Here is a 16,907-nt window from a genome sequence, read left to right on the forward strand (position 1 = left end):
ATGTTTTTAAAACTGTCAAAATCAAAATTTGATTTTGACAGTTTTACACCCTAAACTAAAAAAACTGTCAAGCCATTCTAGCTTGATGCAAAAAAGTCTCTTACGTAAGCCTTAACTTGATTCTCCGTCATACTATCCGATTTTTCTACAGCTTTAATTTTCATAGCTAAAGCATTATAGTTTTTTTGGAGTGTTTTTGCTAATCGTTCGTTAGTTTGGGCAGAGCCAAAAATGACTATTGAGTTAGTATCTTTCACCTTGTCAATAATGGTTTGAAAATAAGTATTAAACTGATGATTCTCACGTTCTAAATATCTACTATCTTGTACAACATCTTGAGGACCTTCTTTCGATGATGTACCAGAACCTCCATGGATGTTATAATGGTCTATGTTAGATTGTACGGTTTCAAATTTTTCAATGTCGTTATCAATCGTAACTATATACGCCTTCTCTTTGTCTAACCAACTTCCTGTATTTTTCATCTTGTTTGTTTTTAGTTTCTTAAATCATGCATAACCAGTATTGGAACTTTAGTATGAAATGATATACTTTTTACTAATGGATCCGTTAAAATACTTCCAAAAAAAGTGTGTTTTTTATTGATAAAAGCAACCATGTCGCTATCTCTACTTTCAATAAAAATGTTTACAGCGCTTTCAACTGAGTTGTGAGATAAGAAATGTGGTTTATGCTTTATACCTTCAAATATTTCTTCTAACAACTTTTTGTTTTCTTTCTGTTCTTTACTTAACTCTACTCCTTCAGAAATATGAAGTACTATAATAGTTGCATCAGTTTTTTTAGCAATATCTATGAGATAATTCAATTCTCTTCTTTTGTAATGTGTTCTGTAGCTGGTAGGAAATACTATTTCTTTTGGCATTATCGATTTTGCATTTAGTGGTACAACAATTACAGGGCAATTGCGTACTTTCTCCATGACGTAGATTGCTGTGCTACCAAAAGCGGTTGCTATAGAAGATATTTCGCCTTTGGTACCCATTACTATCATTTCAATATCCTTTTTCTCTACAGTATCTTTTATTGCCTCTAAAGGATTGTTAAAAACAGAGATGGTTTTAAAATGATGTTTAGGATTGTCATAATCAGACATGGTAATCATGTCGTAAACTTTTGATAAACCATTTTCAGAATCTAATTTCCTTGTTTCGTACAATTCGGTTCCAGGTTCCATATTCATTAAATCTTCCATAATGTTACCACCTGCAGTAAACACGTTTAGCAAATAAAAGTCACAAAAATCATTTTTATAGAGTTCTATTGCGTACCGCAATGCTTTTGTTGCATTTTTGGAAAAATCTGTGGGTATTAAAATTTTATGCTTCATGAGTGATACAATTATGTGATTATTATAAAAATAGCCTATAAGGATTTGATATCAAATGATATATGTTAGATTATACATGGAATAATCAAAACAGGAACTAGTGGTTTAAAACCTATTTTTTTTATAACAGGCTCTTTAATGATTTTCTCAATTAAACTTTGTTTATAATTTATCATTACGAGTATATTGATATCTAAATATTCAATAAAATCATTAATTTCTTCTGTCTTGTTGGCATAATCTGGCATCCAATGAAAGCTATATGTGTAATTTTTTAAAGCGGTTTTTAACATCTCTAGATTATATTCTTGTAGATCCGTAAGTTTATCCTCTTCATTTATATGGAGGATTCTTATTTTAGAATTATAGAGTTCTGTTAAACACTTTATCGCTAGTATTTCTTCACCATAAAAGCGATGAAAATCTGTTGGGAATGCAATTTGTGTTGGCTCAACAAAATCAAATTCTTCAGGTACAATTAATATTGAGCAGTTTTTTATTTTTTTTATGATGCGAACTGTATGACTTCCAAATAAAAATCCCTTCGCTCCAGCAGCACCTTTTGTACCTATTACAACGATATCTATATTGTTATTATCAATGGTGTTCTCAATCGCATTGTGCAAGTCTTCCTGGCTTAAAATAATCTCAAATTCATGATTTGCATTAGCGTCAGCGCTTTCTGCCATAGACTTCAAATCATTTAATTCTTTTAATGCATTATCAGACATTATTTTTAACAACTTGTTCGAAAAGTTAGACATGGTTGACTCGGTCATTTTAGTAGAATGAAGAAAATAGAATTTGCACTCTGTCTCTTTATATAAATGAAGGGCGTAGACTGCTGCACACCATGCGTTGTCTGAAAAATCTGTTGGAAAAAGGATGTTTGTTTTCATGTCTGAGTTAAATAATTACGATAAGTTACATTTTATAAGAAGTTTATATAATTTATAGTTCTGTCGGGATCACCAAAAAGGGAATATTTAAATGAAACCCAATCTGGTTAATAGTGTTCTTGAAAAATATATTCTCAAAGAACGAATGCTTGTTGTTTATCATAACCAAAAGATTGATTTTATGCTTCACTTGAAATTCGTTGATAGCATTTGTAATATCCATGGCCTTAATATTGTGAAACAAAAAAGCTGAGTTCTCAAACATTGATTCTAATTGGGCTTTATTCCGCTCTTGTTTTTCAGTAAGTTCATAACCCGTTGAGACATGCATGGTGTTTAATCTTGCATTATTTGATAGAACAATTTCTTTTAAGATTTTTAAAGTTGAATGCTTATACATGGCATTTAAATCAGTTGGAAACAATATCTCATGAGGTGCTTCATAAGCGAAGCCTGATGGTATAGCTACAACAGGACATTTTATTTCCTTAAATATATGTACCGTGTTTGAGCCAAAGAGCACTTCTTTTGCTCCAGTTGCACCTTTGGTTCCCATAAATATAAGGTCAATATCATGCTCATCTATGAATTCTTTAATTCCTGAAATTAGGGTATTAAATCTTGCGTAGGTTTCAAATTTATGATTAGGATTTGGTTCAAATTCATTAGAGATTTTTGTAATTAGAGTATTCAGATTCTTTTGTGAGGTATTTCTAATTGCGTCAGCTAAACCAAATTGTGCAGGATAACCCAACACATATTCAATATTATAAATAACAGGTGTGTAAGCATTAAATAAATGAAAGGTGCATTCTTCATCTTTATATAAGTTAATGGCATAGGTAATGGCATTCCAAGAGTTTTCTGAAAAATCTGTGGGTAAGAGTATCTGTTTCATGATCTTGAATTTTAAGTATTAAAAACGTGCTGTATTTTGCATGGCCAATATTGGTATTGTTAATCCAATACTCACTTCATCGATATTTGAAGAAAATAACATGTCTTCTAAAAATGAATGCTGTGTATTGACCATAGTAATCATATCTATCTCTTTTTCTTTTAAATAGGTCTTTATGGTATCTGCTATTTTTCTACTATCCTCTTGGTGAAAACTTACTTCATTTTCAGACAATACATCTTTGATAAATGCTTTGTTATCTTCTTGCCTGATAGATAGTCTGTGATTTGTAGAAACATGTAAAACAGTAATGTGAGTTTTGTGAGATTTTGCCAATATGGAAAGTAATTTCAATTCGCGGCGCTTGTAAGGCATCATATAATTGGTTGGAAATAAAATATGTTTGGGTTGCGTATTGGTATAATTAGAAGGAATAGCTAAAACAGGACATTGTACATATTTTAAAACTTGAAACGTTTGGCTACCAAATACAACATGGCGCTCGTTTGATTTGCCATTAGTTCCCATAACGATTAAGTCAATATTTTTAGTATCTGCGTTAAGATTAGCCTCTTCTACTAATGTATTATATGCAGAAATGATATGATACGTGAATATTGGATTTGGAGCTATTTTTTTTATTGTATTAAGTAAGTTATCCAAATTGACTTTTGAATCATTTCTAACACCATCCAAAATATCCTCTAAGACTTCACTGGATTTTAGTTCATCGTGGTCATAAAACTCATTTAAATACGCATGCATAAAGTAAAAGGTGGTTTTTTGATACTTAAAGAATTCTAGCGCATATTTAATGGCATTCATAGCGTTTTCTGAAAAATCTGTTGGAAGTAGAATGGATAGCATAATAATTGTTTTTAGATTTCATTGATAAAATTAAGATGTAAAAAATCTAAAAACTATGATATATATCAGATGGTCATTTTAGCAATCAATACTATTATTTAGACTGCACTTTTGAAGTACTTGATGACCTTTACTGCCATATCTATAAATAGTGATGCCTTTTAAGCTTAAGTTCCAAGCTGTCATATAAATATCAGAAACCTCTTGAATGGTAGCTGTCTCTGGAAGATTTATGGTTTTTGAAACTGCATTGTCTGTGTGGTTTTGAAATGCCTTTTGATGTTTTAAATGGTAGACCCACGGAATATCCAAGCTGGTTTGAAAAATGGATTTAATTGATTTTGGTATTGATGTTATATGTTGAATACTTCCAGTTTTTATGACCTCGCTTTCTACTTCATTAGACCACAGATTCATGGCTTTCATTTTCTGAAGAAAAAACGCATTAATTTCGGTTTGTGTTTTTCTACCTAAAATGCCTACTCTGTTATAAGCTAAAGCAAATAAAGGTTCAATTGAGTAGGATGTATTCGCTATTACTGAGATAGTACCAGTAGGTGCAATGCTATTGCAAGTAGCATTTCTTAATTTTTGATGTGAATAATGCAAACTGCCCTTCCAATTGGTAAAAGTACCACGCTCTATTGAAAGTTTCTCAGAAGCTTTATAGCTTTCTTTTTTAATAAATGACATGAGTTTTTCAGCTAGTTGAATGGCATCTTCAGATCCATAAGGGATTTTCAATAGAATTAGTAATTCTGCCCAACCCATAACACCCAATCCGATTTTTCGGTTTGCACTTGTTATGGCCTTAATCTCTGGTAACAAATAATGGTTTACTGAAATAATATTATCTAAAAACCTAATGGATAAAAGAATGGTTTCAGCAAGGGTTTTCCAATCTATTATATAAATGTCGTTATGCAATTTTAACATTTTAGATAAGTTTATTGAACCTAAATTACAGCTTTCATAATCTAGAAGAGGTACTTCGCCACATGGATTGGTGCAGGACATTGTTCCTTCTTTTGGTGTTGGATTACTTTTATTGATGGTGTCCAAAAAAATAAGCCCTGGATCGCCAGATGACCATGCTTCTTTTATAATCAGTTTCCAAATGGCTTTAGCACTAACGGTTTGTTCCACTTTTTTGGTTCTTGGATTTACGAGTTGCCAATTGAGATTGTGGATAACTGCATTCATAAAAACATCCGTAATGCCAACCGAGATGTTAAAATTCTCAATAGCTTTTTTGCTTGATTTAGACCTTATAAAATCTATAATATCTGGATGGTCAATGTTAAGTATTCCCATATTGGCGCCACGACGTTTACCACCTTGCTTAACTTGTTCTGTTGCTGCATCATAAATTTTCATAAAGGCAATAGGTCCTGAAGACGTCCCACTCGTAGAGATTACCCAGTCATCCTTTGGTCTTAATTTTGAAAAATTGAATCCTGTGCCGCCACCGCTTTGGTGTATAAATGCTGTGTTTTTCAAAGTTGTAAAAATGCTTTCTAAACTATCTTCTATGGGTAATACAAAACAGGCACTTAATTGACCGTTTTTGCAACCAGCATTCATTAGTGTTGGCGAATTTGGTAAAAACTTTAAGCTACTTAAAAGCTCATAAAATTGTGCTTCATAGAATGATTTTTTTTCTTCATTGCTAGATACAAATTTTGCGACGCGTTTAAATAATGCTTGAGGTGTCTCAATTACACTACCATCTTTACGTTTTAAAAGATAGCGTTCTTCTAAAATTTGAATAGCATTATTGGAAAAGATACACATGATATTTTTAGAGTTACAGATAAGGTTTTAAAATTCCTTTTCTTTTTTTAAGTTGCTTTTCTAAATCGCTAATGGTATTTTTAACAGCCATTTCGTGATTTTTTTCATTAGAAGAGGCAGATAGTCTTGGTCCAGAAAGGCTCAATTCAATTTTACAAATTTTACCATGTCCTTTGGGATCATTTTCTTTCTTAAAAAACACTTCTGCATTAATGAGCAGGTCGTATTTTTTGTTCAACTTTATCAGCTTTTTAGTAGTGTAGGCTTCAAGACTTTCGCTTGTTAGCATATTTACAAATTGGATACTTATTCTCATGTCTAATTTCTTAATGGGTTGTTAACATAAAGCTATGGAATTAAGTAATATTTAGAAATGATAAATATCATTTGGATGATTATTTTTCATGGATTGGATTTTGAGATATAAACGCTACTGAATTGTAAATTTTGACCTGTATAAAACAAAAAACGGGAAGCGTTAGCTTCCCGTTTCAAGTGAAATATTCAATTTTATTAATCAACCTTTTCTAATCGCTAGTTGTTAATCCTTATGGATTTCAATAAGCTTCTCAGTTAAAAAACAGCTTTAAACATCTCATAACGTAAATTTTAATTTCGCAACGAAAAAAACGTGTACTTTATAAAAGCAGGAAACCTAAGTTTCCTGCTTTCTGGAAAAGTTTAATATTATTGATTCTCTCACAGCACTTCCGATAGAATTTTTTATTGCTAAAAAAGACCGGAACCATAAGCCAAACAATAGCTTAAAACTATCCATAACAGATTTTACATTTTGCAACGATAAAATCTGTATTTTGTTAAGAAACAGGAAGCCGAAACTTCCTGTTTCCTGACTAGAGCTTAATGTCATTATCTGCTGGATTTCATTTTAAAACAACTTTATTTCAAAAGCGATTTTTAAAGTCGATAACACCACATAATAGTTTTAAACCCTTTGTATGGTCTATAAAGTCTTACGATCTATAAACCTATATTTTTAAAGTTTTTTAGTAACTCAAAGAACGTTTTCTAATTATAGTACTAAGATACACTAGCTTTAGACTTTAAAATATGATATATATCAGTTTTGGAAATTTTATTAAAAAAAACATCCAACTAATAGTAGTTAGATATCTTTCTGATTAATAGCAAAAGAGTTTTAAATCCTCATATTTATCAAATAAAAGTAAAACGTTTTATTTTGTGTTAGTTAAATTTATACAGGCACAATCCCATAAACCTCATTCAGTAAAAAGATACCAACTAAAAATAATAAGGTATAAATGACTTGCACCATTTTAATATTGATAATTTCTAACCATTTAACTGTTTGCTTGGGAAACATGAATAGGGCTAATCCTAAAAATAGCGATGTCCAACCTATGAGTGTAATGATGATTTTGTAGCTAGGTTCCCAAATATTGTGGAATAGCGTATTGAGTAATCCGACGATAATAGCCATAAATGAAAAAATAATCAAAAATTTTTCATCCTTTAAGTCATTGAATATTTGTTTAATGCGTTTTGGATTGAGACTTAATATGAAAAAGAAAATGATAAGATACCATCCCCAAAATTTTGCTAAGAATATTGAACTGTCCATAATAAAAGTGATTTATTCGTGCAATACCAAAAATGGTATATCTGTGTGATACGTTATTTTTTCAACCTTAGTGTGAAATAGGATATTTTGAAAGTAATTTAGGTTTTTAGCGACCATAACAATCATATCAATATCTCTGCTTTCTACAAAGCATTGTATGGCGTCCTCGACTTTTTTATTGGTAAGAAAATGGAAACTTGGACTAAACTCTTCAAAATAGTCATTGAGTAATTCCTTGTTGTTTTGTTGTTCAGGATTTAATGACGCGTCTTTGTTTTGAATATGAATAATTCTTAGGTTGCTCTTTACGTCTTTTAAAATATCAGTCAAGGGTTGCAGTATATTGATATCATATGAAAGGTTAAAATCTGACGGAAATGCAATTTCCTTCAACGCATTGTACTTTGCATATTCTGGTACAACCAATGTGGTGCATTTTACTTTAGTGATAACATCACCAGTATTACTACCTACAATATATTCCTTAAGGCCTGATGCGCCTTTTGTACCCATAACAATCATGTCTATTTTCTTTTCTTCAACATGTTTTCTTATAGATTCTAAAAAGAAATAGTTATCAGTAAGGGTGTAAAAGCGGTGTTTTTTATTAGGTCTATGATTCTCGCTAATTTCCTTTAGCAGTAGTCTTAATCTATGTCTTGAAGGTTTATTGTAAATCTCTTCAATAACTTCTGCTGTTGGCATATAACTTTCTACACCAGCAACCATGCCTTCAATTCTGTTGACATGAAGCAGGTAAAAATTACATTCCGAAGATTGAAAAAAATCGATAGCATAAGAAATGGCATTCCATGCGTTTTCAGAAAAGTCTGTTGGTAATAAAATATTCATCGTTTAAATTTCTTAGTATAAACAAATCTAAAACGATGCTGACTTTTAAAATATGATATTGGTCATATTAGATAAATATGTGAATGTTTAATGGATATCTTGCAATTTTTGAAGGTCTAAAACCTTTATATTTCTGCCTTCCATTTCTATGAGTCCTAGCTTTTTGAAATCAGATATTGTTCTTATCAATGTTTCTGTAGCAATGCCAGCAACACTTGCCAAATCGTTCCGAGAAATTTTAATAGGATCTTCTGGTTTTGTATTTATTTTTTCTGCAAACCTTAAGATAGTTGCCGCCGTTTTTCTTTGCACAGAACTATAGGCCATTTGCAATAATTGGTCTTTAGCACCAGTAAGGTCATCGGTCAATAACTGAATGACTTCTAAGGTCACTTTGTGGTTTTTGTCCAACACATCTTTTAACTCTGCTTTAGACACACCTACCATCTTTACATCTTTCAAGGCTGTGGCAGTCTCTCTGTAAGGTATATTCTGTGTAAAGGACGTATAACCAAAAAGGTCATCTTCTTTATGAAGTGCTGTTGTAAGCTCTTTGCCTTTTTTATCAAATTTATAACACTTTACAACACCTTTAAGTACTAAATAGATAAAATTAGAATTATGACTTTCTTTATAAATAATATCATTTTTGCTGTAGTTAAAAATCGTTCCATTATCGTCAAAGAAGTTTTTTAAATCATTTAAAGTTCTTAATTCATCTTTATTATTTTCGTTAGTATTCTTAACAGATTCTCTTTCATCTTTTAAGATTGCTGCTTTTGCAATTCTGCTCTCTATGGCACTTACAATTTCATCTTCAGTAAAAGGTTTAGTAATATAATCATCCGCACCCAAATCCATACCTTTTCTTACGTCTTGACGTTCGGTCTTAGCAGATAAAAATATAAATGGGATAAATTTAGTGTCCTGATGTTTTGATAAGCCTTCTAATACACCATAACCATTAATGATAGGCATCATAATGTCGCAAACTATAATATCTGGTTTCTTGTGCATTGCCATTTCTAGGCCTAACTTTCCGTTTGCAGCTGTAATAACTTCGTAGTTAGAAAATTCTAATAATTCGGCTGTATTTTCTCTTAAGACTGTATCATCTTCTATTAGTAAAACTTTTTTCATCATATTGCTGTATTAGGAAGTTCGATAACAAACGTTGAACCTTTATGTTCTATACTTTCAAATGAAATAGTACCATTTAAGTTCTCTAAGTGGTCTTTTACGATATTTAAACCAATACCTGTGCCTTGCATGAGTAAAGCATTTTCAGCTCTAAAATAGCGATTGAAAATATTTTTTTTATCCTTCTCAGGAATACCAATACCATTATCCTTAACTTTAAAAATGGTGGTGGTTTCATTTTGAGAAATATTGATATCAATAATGGTATTTTCAGAGGAATATTTAATGGCGTTGTAAATTAAATTAGCTAGGGATAGCTCTAAAATCTTTTCATCCTGAAATAAAGAAATATCATCTATGTTCTCTGGGTAGTTAATTTTTTGCCCATCCTTTAATAGCATATTGGCATTATAAATAACTTCGTTTAAAACTTTACTCAATTTAAACTTGGTGAATTTATAATTGATTTTACCTTTTTCGAGTTTTTCTACGGAAAGGAAATCATTTAAAATGGTGTTGAGGTACTGTACTTTATCCGTGATGGTATTAATGTGCTTCTCTCGTTTTTCTTGCTGTTCCGTTAATGTGTATTTATTCAATAACATTGTTGAAGTTAAAATACCACTTAAAGGTGTTTTAAACTCATGTGAAACCATGGATAAAAATTTTGTTTTCAATTCGTTTAATTCCTTTTCTGCAGCTAAAGCCGTTTTAAGTTCTTCAGTACGAATATCAACTGTTTTTTCTAATTTTTCAGTATAATTTTTTTGTTCTGTAATATCTAAAATAATGGCTAAAAAAACATCTTTATCTCCTAGTTTTGAGCGTTGTAGGTGTACGTTTACAGGGTAGGTGCTTCCTGATTTTCGCTGATGAATAGTTTCAAATTCAATTTTTTCGACTTCAGCGTCATTAAGTAACTCTAATTTTTTTCTGAACTGTGATTCTGTAAAATTTGGTTTTATATCAGTAGGAGTCATATTAGTAAGTTCCTCTAAATTATAACCTATATTTTTCTGTGCACCATAGTTAACGTTTATAAATTTTAAGTCTTCGTTATCAAATACATAAATCTCATTCAGTGATTCCTGGAAAATACTAGCCAAATGATTTCGTTCTTGCTCCATGTATTTTCGCTCACTAATATCTATTACCAGAGCCATAACATAGTCTTTTCCGTAAATGGTGAATGGATTTAGTCCTGCTTCTACAGGAAAAACACTTCCATCTTTGCGCGCACCAAAAAGATCGCGACCATGTCCCATTTGTCGGCGTTCTTGTTGCTTCATAAAACCATTAAAATGTGAGCCATGACCAGCATGATAATTTTGAGGAATTAAAATGTTTAGTGACTGTTTTATGAGTTCATCCTTAGCGTATCCAAACATTCGGTTTGCAGAATCGTTAGCTTCAACAATATTTTGGTGTTCATCAACGACTATAACTCCTTCAGAGACGGCGTCTAAAAGTACTTTAAATATGTCTTGATCTTGCTGGAACATATTTTGTGATTTGATTTGTTAAGTATATAAAGATAACTGATTTATATCATTCTTTAAAAATAATACTATTTCTAAATTTGATTTATTCTAAAAAACTTAAAGCATGGTAACTAAAAAGAAAATGACATTACAGTTTTATCAAATCCTTGGTAAGTTGTTTTACTCTATTGCAGCATCTGATGGTAACGTAAGATCCATAGAATTTGATAAATTAAAGGTATTAGTAAAAGAGCAATGGTTAGATGTAGATGATTTTGAAGATACTTTTGGTACAGATGCAGCTTATCAGATAGAAATAGTTTTTGATTGGCTAAATGAAGATGAAGAACTCAACGCAAAAGTATGCTTTGATGATTTTATTAATTATAAAAAGAGTCAAAGTCATCTATTTACTAAAGACATTAGGCGCTTAATCTTAAAAACGGCTGCTGCAATTGCTTATGCTTTTTCGGGTATTAATAAGTCTGAATTAACATTGTTGGCAAAACTGGATCTAGAATTAAAAATACCTTAAAGATGAGTTATTACTTCAGTAAAACCATAAACGGAAAATTTGAAACGATAGAAGTTAAGGTAAGAGCCTTGCTAAAGGATGAAGGCTTTGGTGTACTAATGGAAATAGACATGCAGGCTACCTTAAAGGAAAAACTCAATAAAGATTTTAGAAAGTATAAAATTTTAGGAGCTTGTAATCCGCCTTTTGCTTTTAAGGCTTTAGAAGCAGAAGATAAAATTGGCACTATGCTACCTTGTAATGTTATTTTACAAGAGCATTACCAAAACAACATAGAAGTATCTGCCATAAATCCTATGGTGTCTATGCAGGCTGTGGGAAATTCTACATTAGAGAGCGTAGCACAAGAGGTTAGCTCTAAACTCGAAAACGTAATAAATAAATTAGAAAATGAAAAGTAGTTTTAATAATATCATCAATTCTGACACACCTGTTTTAGTAGATTTCTATGCCAATTGGTGTGGTCCGTGTAAAGCATTAGCACCAATATTAAATCAAGTCAAGGAAGAGCTGAAAGACAACGTAAAAATTATCAAAATTGATATTGATAAAAATGAATTGTTAGCTTCGAAATATCAAGTAAGAGGTGTTCCAACTATGCTTTTATTTAAAAAGGGAAAACAGGTCTGGAGACAATCTGGGGTGCTTCAAAAAAGTGAAATTATATCTGTTATTAATTCAAATTAATTTGAAATGTTGGACATATAGGTAATTTTATAACCAAAGGCCAGCGCATTTATAGTGATAAACAGAAATATACTGCTGTGTGTTTAATATGTTGAACAATTGTGTGGTGATCAGGATTTGCGACTTTTAGAGGTAACACTTGATGAAAATTTTTCAAAAAAACGGATAGAATTATTCAAATGGGAGAAGGAAAAAATACGTATCTAAACCTACATGTTATTCATGATATTTATCATTTTTAATTATTCTATTTGCAATTAACTATATACTCAAGTTTTAAGTAAATACTATGAAAACAATTCAAGATATAGAAAACCAAATCATCACTTTAACAACAAGCATAGAAGTGAATTACCCTGAATTATATGCTACGTTAGATGAAAATCCGATGACTATTCCTACCAAAATTCATCCCGATATGACTATAAAGATTATGGAAGATTATCTCGAAAGTTTAAAACAAATATTAAAACAATACAGTAAAATTCATAATAAACAGTAATGGCATTTATAGATTATTATAAAATACTTGGTATTTCAAAGAATGCCACAGAAAACGATATTAAAAAAGCTTATCGTAAGTTGGCACGTAAATACCATCCAGACCTCAATCCAAATGATAAGGACGCTGAGCAAAAATTTAAGGAGATTAACGAAGCTAACGAAGTATTAAGCAATGCTGAAAATCGTAAAAAATACGATGAATATGGGGAACATTGGCAACATGCTGAAGAATACGAAAAAGCGAAACAGCAAGAGCGGTATCAACGAAGCTCACAAAGCACTCAAGGAGGTTATTCTGAAGAAGATTTCTCAGATTTTTTTGGTAACATGTTTGATGGTAGAGCTTCTGGAAGCGGCGGAAGACAAGTAAAATTTAGAGGTCAGGATTTCAATGCGCAACTACAACTAGACCTAAAAGATGTTTACACCACACACAAACGCACATTAACCGTAAATAACAAAAACATACGAATTACCATTCCTGCTGGTGTAGAAAACGGACAAGTCATTAAAATAAAAGAACATGGCGGAAAAGGAATGAATGGTGGTCCAAATGGCGATTTGTATATTGAGTTTTCAGTGGTTAATAATTCCCCATTTAGAAGGGATGGAAACAACCTATACATTGCTGTAGATTTAGACTTATACAAAGCCCTTTTAGGTGACGAAATTATGTTGAATACCTTTGATGGTAAAGTAAAACTTAAGGTAAAACCAGAAACCCAAAACGGCACTAAAGTAAAGTTAAAAGGCAAAGGGTTTCCTAAATACAAAAAAGAAGGACAATATGGAGATTTGTATGTTACTTACAACTTAAAGTTACCTGAAAATCTTTCAGCAAAAGAAAAAGAACTTTTTACAGAACTCTCAAAATTGCGATAATATGGACACAAAACAACTTATATCAATACAACAGTTTTGCACGCATTACAATGTGCCTATAAAGTTTATTAATGCTTTACAAGAATACGAATTAATAGAAATCACTATTACCGACAATCAAGATTATTTACAGACAAATCAGCTTAATGCTATTGAAAAAATGATGCGAATGCATTATGATTTAGACATTAATTTTGAAGGTATTGATGCCATTTATAATTTACTAAAACAAGTAGAACAACTACAAGAAGAAGTACGTGTTTTAAAAAACAAATTGAGCGTTTATGAAGGTTTTTAATCCTCTACTATGACGTCTATAGAATACATAAAAGAATGGTTAAACGCCAATCCATTTAGTTGGAATGTGATTAGGTTCATTGCCATTTTAATAGTTATTTTATTGGCCATTCAGCTGATAAGACGTTATTTAAAAAAGCGTATTTCTAATACTGCAATTCGCTATAAATCCCAAAAAGGCATAGAAATTTTAGGCTATGTGTTGTTAATCTTTTTAGCCATTACTTATTTTTCTGGATCTATAAAAGATTTTACAATCATCATAGGCTTATTTACAGCGGGTTTGGCATTTACATTACAAGAATTAATTTTAAGTATAGCGGGTTCTATTTATATCTTTTTAGTAAAAGTTTATAAACCGGGAGATCGAATTGAAATCAATGGTATTAAAGGAGATGTTATTGATGTAGATAGCATTTATACCACCATGATGGAGATAGGCCAATGGGTAGAAAGTGACAATTATAGTGGACGAATTGTAAAACTGAGTAATGCCTTCGTTTTTAAAGGACCAATCTATAACTATTCGCAAGATTTTCCTTTTATCTGGGATCAATTCAACTTGCCAATTCGTTATGGTTCTGATATGGAACTTGCCAAAACTATTGTGTTGAAAATTGCTTCAGAAACCCTTTCCGAATACACTAAAGCATCTAAATCCCAATGGGAAGCGGTAGTAAATAAATATTATATTGAAGATGCCGAAGTTGGACCAACACTCGCTATTAGACTTACTGATAATTGGGTAGAGTTTAATTTAAGATATATTGTAGATTACAAAAAAAGACGATTGACAAGACACCTTCTTCACGATAATATTCGTAAAGCTTTTGAAACAACCAACGGCAAGGTAGTATTAGCATCAACGACCATAGAACTTATTAAAATTCCTGAACAAAAGGTACAATCAGAAGAAGCTAAAAAGACACAATAGCATATAACGGTCATTTCGATTTATAGGCTAATACACTTCTAACAGTTTAATCTTTACATAGGCGCACAATATAAATTAGTACTTTTAATAATTTTGAATTAAGATCATTTCATTCTCAATGGCAAATAAAGAACAAGAAGCACACTCTCATCATCAAATTTTAGGTAAAAAGACAGAGCTCTATTTTGCCTTTTTGTGTGGAATTTTTCTAAGCATAGGTTTTTTAATTGAACAATTAACAGGTTTAGCAGATTGGATGTCTTTATTAAGCTACATAATTTCCTACTTTTTTGGAGGTTTTTTTATCTCTATTGAAGCATCTAAAAAAATTCCTAAAGGCGAATTTGATATTGATTTTTTAATGATTGCTGCAGCTGTTGGTGCGGCCTATATTGGTAGTTGGGCAGAAGGCGCCTTGCTTTTATTTCTATTTAGCTTGGGCCACGCTTTAGAGCATTACGCCATGAATAAAGCTAAAAAATCAATTGAAGCTTTAGGCCATCTTTCTCCCAAAACAGCACTGGTTAAAAAAAACGGGCAACTTAAAGAAGTAGCAATAGAAGCTTTAAAAATTAATGATGTTATTGTAGTAAAACCTAATACTAAAATTGCTGCTGATGGTGTTATTATAAATGGTAGCACAAGCATTAATCAGGCACCAATAACAGGAGAAAGCATGCCTGTAGACAAAACCTTTATTAAAAACACTACAAATTTACCAAAGTTTAAAGATATTGACAAAACTCATGTCGTCTTTGCAGGCACCATTAATGGAGATAGCAGCATTGAGATTTTAGTACTCAAACTAACAAAAGACTCCACAGTATCACGATTGGTAAAAATGGTAAGCGAAGTGGAAGCTCAAAAATCACCAACCCAGAGGCTCACCAAAAAATTCGAAAAATGGTATGTACCCATTGTTATTATCGTTGTATTTCTATTGTGTTTTGCATTCTTGGTTATAGACGAAAGTTTTGATACTAGTTTATATAGAGCTATAACAGTATTAGTTGCTGCTAGCCCTTGCGCCTTGGCAATTTCTACACCAAGTGCTGTTTTAAGTGGTATTGCAAGAGCAGCACAAAAAGGAGTACTTATTAAAGGTGGAAAAGCCTTAGAAGATTTAGGCGAAATCACAACAATAGCTTTTGATAAAACCGGTACACTCACAGAAGGAAAACCTAAACTTACAAATCTAATTCCGTTAAAGAATATTGATGAAAAGACCTTGGCTAAGCTGGTGTTTGAAATCGAAAGTTTAAGTAATCATCCACTAGCAAAAGCCATAGCAAATGATTTAAAGCTAAAATACACTATTGATTTCGATAATAAAGCCTCAAATATTAACGCCATTCAAGGAAAAGGTATTCAAGCAAATTATGAGAGCAAAAAAGCATTCATCGGAAATGTAAAACTGATGGAAGACTCAGACATAAAAGTGAATGATTCTATCCACTCTAAAATGGATCAACTTTTACAAAATGGACACACCGTAATGCTAGTGGCTTTTAATAATGAAATTGTTGGACTAATTAGTGTTATGGATTTACCTCGAAAAACGGCTACCTCTACTCTATTACGTTTAAAAGAAATTGGCATTAAACACATGATTATGCTCACAGGTGACCATCAAAATGTTGGAGATGCCATTGCCAAACAAATTGGACTCACGGAAGCCAAAGGGAACTTACTACCAGAAGATAAAGTTTCAGCTATAAAACAATTAATCAAACGCGACAAAAAAATAGCCATGGTTGGAGATGGTGTTAATGACGCTCCTGCAATGGCATTGAGCACCGTTAGTATTGCCATGGGAGCCGCAGGAAGTGATGTTGCTTTAGAAACAGCCGATGTCGCTTTAATGTCAGATAAAATTGAAAATTTACCTTTTGTTATTGGTTTGAGTAGAGCGTCTAAACGTATTATAAAACAGAACATTTTTATAAGTCTTGGTGTTGTAATGCTGCTGGTTCCAGTAACCATTTTAGGGTTAACAAATATAGGTTTAGCTGTTGCTTTTCATGAAGGCTCAACCATTGTAGTGGTTTTAAATGCTTTACGACTGCTTCGCTACAAAGTGAATTAATTGCTATTTTATTAAAATTACAATTGACCTTTAAACAAAGAAAGAGATTAACTCATTTGATTTTTAGTAGAACTGACCAATATCATAGTCTAAAGCA

19 protein-coding genes are annotated in these 16,907 nt (G+C 31.7%); 8 read left to right on the forward strand and 11 right to left on the reverse strand.

Features of this window, described 5'->3' with window-relative positions; all coding sequences use genetic code 11:
- Window positions 1–77 precede the first annotated feature (77 nt).
- The 11 genes from DFQ09_RS17715 to DFQ09_RS17770 all read right to left on the reverse strand — a co-directional run bounded on the left by DFQ09_RS17715 (window position 78) and on the right by DFQ09_RS17770 (window position 10,906).
- The gene (locus tag DFQ09_RS17715; protein ID WP_115812785.1) at window positions 78–485 is read right to left on the reverse strand and encodes a hypothetical protein; all 408 of its coding nucleotides are present in this window, start codon (window positions 483–485) and stop codon (window positions 78–80) included.
- Window positions 486–496: 11 nt separating this feature from the next.
- Window positions 497–1,351, reverse strand: coding sequence for a universal stress protein (locus DFQ09_RS17720; protein ID WP_115812787.1), 855 nt, complete (start codon window positions 1,349–1,351; stop codon window positions 497–499).
- A gap of 65 nt (window positions 1,352–1,416) precedes the next feature.
- Entirely contained in the window at window positions 1,417–2,250 is an 834-nt protein-coding gene (locus tag DFQ09_RS17725; protein ID WP_115812789.1) for a universal stress protein, read from the reverse strand.
- 52 nt (window positions 2,251–2,302) lie between these two features.
- Window positions 2,303–3,148, reverse strand: coding sequence for a universal stress protein (locus DFQ09_RS17730; RefSeq protein ID WP_115812791.1), 846 nt, complete (start codon window positions 3,146–3,148; stop codon window positions 2,303–2,305).
- 18 nt (window positions 3,149–3,166) lie between these two features.
- The gene (locus tag DFQ09_RS17735) at window positions 3,167–4,015 is read right to left on the reverse strand and encodes a universal stress protein (protein WP_115812793.1); all 849 of its coding nucleotides are present in this window, start codon (window positions 4,013–4,015) and stop codon (window positions 3,167–3,169) included.
- A gap of 78 nt (window positions 4,016–4,093) precedes the next feature.
- Window positions 4,094–5,809: an adenosylcobalamin-dependent ribonucleoside-diphosphate reductase gene (locus tag DFQ09_RS17740; protein ID WP_115812795.1), complete on the reverse strand. Its 1,716-nt coding sequence runs from the start codon at window positions 5,807–5,809 to the stop codon at window positions 4,094–4,096.
- A gap of 13 nt (window positions 5,810–5,822) precedes the next feature.
- On the reverse strand, window positions 5,823–6,125 hold the full coding sequence (locus DFQ09_RS17745; protein ID WP_115812797.1) for an HPF/RaiA family ribosome-associated protein: 303 nt from the start codon (window positions 6,123–6,125) through the stop codon (window positions 5,823–5,825).
- Between the two features lie 900 nt (window positions 6,126–7,025).
- Window positions 7,026–7,412, reverse strand: a complete 387-nt coding sequence (locus DFQ09_RS17755) for a hypothetical protein (protein WP_115812801.1) — start codon at window positions 7,410–7,412, stop codon at window positions 7,026–7,028.
- A gap of 12 nt (window positions 7,413–7,424) precedes the next feature.
- Window positions 7,425–8,264: a universal stress protein gene (locus tag DFQ09_RS17760; RefSeq protein ID WP_115812803.1), complete on the reverse strand. Its 840-nt coding sequence runs from the start codon at window positions 8,262–8,264 to the stop codon at window positions 7,425–7,427.
- 87 nt (window positions 8,265–8,351) lie between these two features.
- Window positions 8,352–9,404, reverse strand: a complete 1,053-nt coding sequence (locus tag DFQ09_RS17765; RefSeq protein ID WP_115812927.1) for a response regulator — start codon at window positions 9,402–9,404, stop codon at window positions 8,352–8,354.
- A complete protein-coding gene (locus tag DFQ09_RS17770) occupies window positions 9,404–10,906 on the reverse strand; it encodes a sensor histidine kinase (protein WP_115812804.1) in 1,503 nt (500 codons plus the stop codon). Before DFQ09_RS17770 ends, DFQ09_RS17765 begins: the two co-directional genes overlap by 1 nt.
- A gap of 103 nt (window positions 10,907–11,009) precedes the next feature.
- On the opposite strand from DFQ09_RS17770, the gene DFQ09_RS17775 reads away from it, so the two are divergent.
- The 8 genes from DFQ09_RS17775 (at window position 11,010) to DFQ09_RS17810 (ending at window position 16,810) form a co-directional block, all read left to right on the forward strand.
- Window positions 11,010–11,420 (forward strand): hypothetical protein, encoded by a 411-nt coding sequence (locus tag DFQ09_RS17775; RefSeq protein WP_115812805.1) that lies wholly within the window; start codon window positions 11,010–11,012, stop codon window positions 11,418–11,420.
- A 2-nt stretch (window positions 11,421–11,422) separates the two neighbouring features.
- Window positions 11,423–11,821 carry a DUF302 domain-containing protein gene (locus DFQ09_RS17780; protein WP_115812807.1) on the forward strand — a complete coding sequence of 133 codons (399 nt, stop codon included), beginning with the start codon at window positions 11,423–11,425 and terminating at the stop codon, window positions 11,819–11,821.
- Complete coding sequence (gene trxA / locus DFQ09_RS17785; RefSeq protein ID WP_115812809.1) at window positions 11,811–12,107, forward strand: thioredoxin; 297 nt, start codon at window positions 11,811–11,813, stop codon at window positions 12,105–12,107. The genes DFQ09_RS17780 and trxA overlap by 11 nt, the downstream gene beginning before the upstream one ends.
- Before the next feature lie 289 nt (window positions 12,108–12,396).
- Window positions 12,397–12,609 carry a hypothetical protein gene (locus tag DFQ09_RS17790; protein WP_115812811.1) on the forward strand — a complete coding sequence of 71 codons (213 nt, stop codon included), beginning with the start codon at window positions 12,397–12,399 and terminating at the stop codon, window positions 12,607–12,609.
- Window positions 12,609–13,493, forward strand: a complete 885-nt coding sequence (locus DFQ09_RS17795) for a DnaJ C-terminal domain-containing protein (protein ID WP_115812813.1) — start codon at window positions 12,609–12,611, stop codon at window positions 13,491–13,493. Before DFQ09_RS17790 ends, DFQ09_RS17795 begins: the two co-directional genes overlap by 1 nt.
- Window position 13,494: 1 nt before the next feature.
- Complete coding sequence (locus tag DFQ09_RS17800) at window positions 13,495–13,791, forward strand: chaperone modulator CbpM (RefSeq protein WP_115812815.1); 297 nt, start codon at window positions 13,495–13,497, stop codon at window positions 13,789–13,791.
- Window positions 13,792–13,800: 9 nt separating this feature from the next.
- Entirely contained in the window at window positions 13,801–14,724 is a 924-nt protein-coding gene (locus DFQ09_RS17805; protein WP_115812817.1) for a mechanosensitive ion channel family protein, read from the forward strand.
- 118 nt (window positions 14,725–14,842) lie between these two features.
- Window positions 14,843–16,810, forward strand: coding sequence for a heavy metal translocating P-type ATPase (locus DFQ09_RS17810; protein ID WP_115812819.1), 1,968 nt, complete (start codon window positions 14,843–14,845; stop codon window positions 16,808–16,810).
- Window positions 16,811–16,907 lie beyond the last annotated feature (97 nt).

Source organism: Winogradskyella pacifica, assembly GCF_003386275.1.
Classification (GTDB): Bacteria; Bacteroidota; Bacteroidia; order Flavobacteriales; family Flavobacteriaceae; genus Winogradskyella; species Winogradskyella pacifica.

What these genes read in the sequence shown, in the direction of transcription:
- DFQ09_RS17715 (WP_115812785.1), bottom strand. Translation starts at nt 485, where the DNA reads ATGAAAAATACAGGAAGTTGGTTAGACAAAGAGAAGGCGTATATAGTT.
- DFQ09_RS17720 (WP_115812787.1), bottom strand. Translation starts at nt 1,351, where the DNA reads ATGAAGCATAAAATTTTAATACCCACAGATTTTTCCAAAAATGCAACA.
- DFQ09_RS17725 (WP_115812789.1), bottom strand. Translation starts at nt 2,250, where the DNA reads ATGAAAACAAACATCCTTTTTCCAACAGATTTTTCAGACAACGCATGG.
- DFQ09_RS17730 (WP_115812791.1), bottom strand. Translation starts at nt 3,148, where the DNA reads ATGAAACAGATACTCTTACCCACAGATTTTTCAGAAAACTCTTGGAAT.
- DFQ09_RS17735 (WP_115812793.1), bottom strand. Translation starts at nt 4,015, where the DNA reads ATGCTATCCATTCTACTTCCAACAGATTTTTCAGAAAACGCTATGAAT.
- DFQ09_RS17740 (WP_115812795.1), bottom strand. Translation starts at nt 5,809, where the DNA reads ATGTGTATCTTTTCCAATAATGCTATTCAAATTTTAGAAGAACGCTAT.
- DFQ09_RS17745 (WP_115812797.1), bottom strand. Translation starts at nt 6,125, where the DNA reads ATGAGAATAAGTATCCAATTTGTAAATATGCTAACAAGCGAAAGTCTT.
- DFQ09_RS17755 (WP_115812801.1), bottom strand. Translation starts at nt 7,412, where the DNA reads ATGGACAGTTCAATATTCTTAGCAAAATTTTGGGGATGGTATCTTATC.
- DFQ09_RS17760 (WP_115812803.1), bottom strand. Translation starts at nt 8,264, where the DNA reads ATGAATATTTTATTACCAACAGACTTTTCTGAAAACGCATGGAATGCC.
- DFQ09_RS17765 (WP_115812927.1), bottom strand. Translation starts at nt 9,404, where the DNA reads ATGAAAAAAGTTTTACTAATAGAAGATGATACAGTCTTAAGAGAAAAT.
- DFQ09_RS17770 (WP_115812804.1), bottom strand. Translation starts at nt 10,906, where the DNA reads ATGTTCCAGCAAGATCAAGACATATTTAAAGTACTTTTAGACGCCGTC.
- DFQ09_RS17775 (WP_115812805.1), top strand. Translation starts at nt 11,010, where the DNA reads ATGGTAACTAAAAAGAAAATGACATTACAGTTTTATCAAATCCTTGGT.
- DFQ09_RS17780 (WP_115812807.1), top strand. Translation starts at nt 11,423, where the DNA reads ATGAGTTATTACTTCAGTAAAACCATAAACGGAAAATTTGAAACGATA.
- trxA (WP_115812809.1), top strand. Translation starts at nt 11,811, where the DNA reads ATGAAAAGTAGTTTTAATAATATCATCAATTCTGACACACCTGTTTTA.
- DFQ09_RS17790 (WP_115812811.1), top strand. Translation starts at nt 12,397, where the DNA reads ATGAAAACAATTCAAGATATAGAAAACCAAATCATCACTTTAACAACA.
- DFQ09_RS17795 (WP_115812813.1), top strand. Translation starts at nt 12,609, where the DNA reads ATGGCATTTATAGATTATTATAAAATACTTGGTATTTCAAAGAATGCC.
- DFQ09_RS17800 (WP_115812815.1), top strand. Translation starts at nt 13,495, where the DNA reads ATGGACACAAAACAACTTATATCAATACAACAGTTTTGCACGCATTAC.
- DFQ09_RS17805 (WP_115812817.1), top strand. Translation starts at nt 13,801, where the DNA reads ATGACGTCTATAGAATACATAAAAGAATGGTTAAACGCCAATCCATTT.
- DFQ09_RS17810 (WP_115812819.1), top strand. Translation starts at nt 14,843, where the DNA reads ATGGCAAATAAAGAACAAGAAGCACACTCTCATCATCAAATTTTAGGT.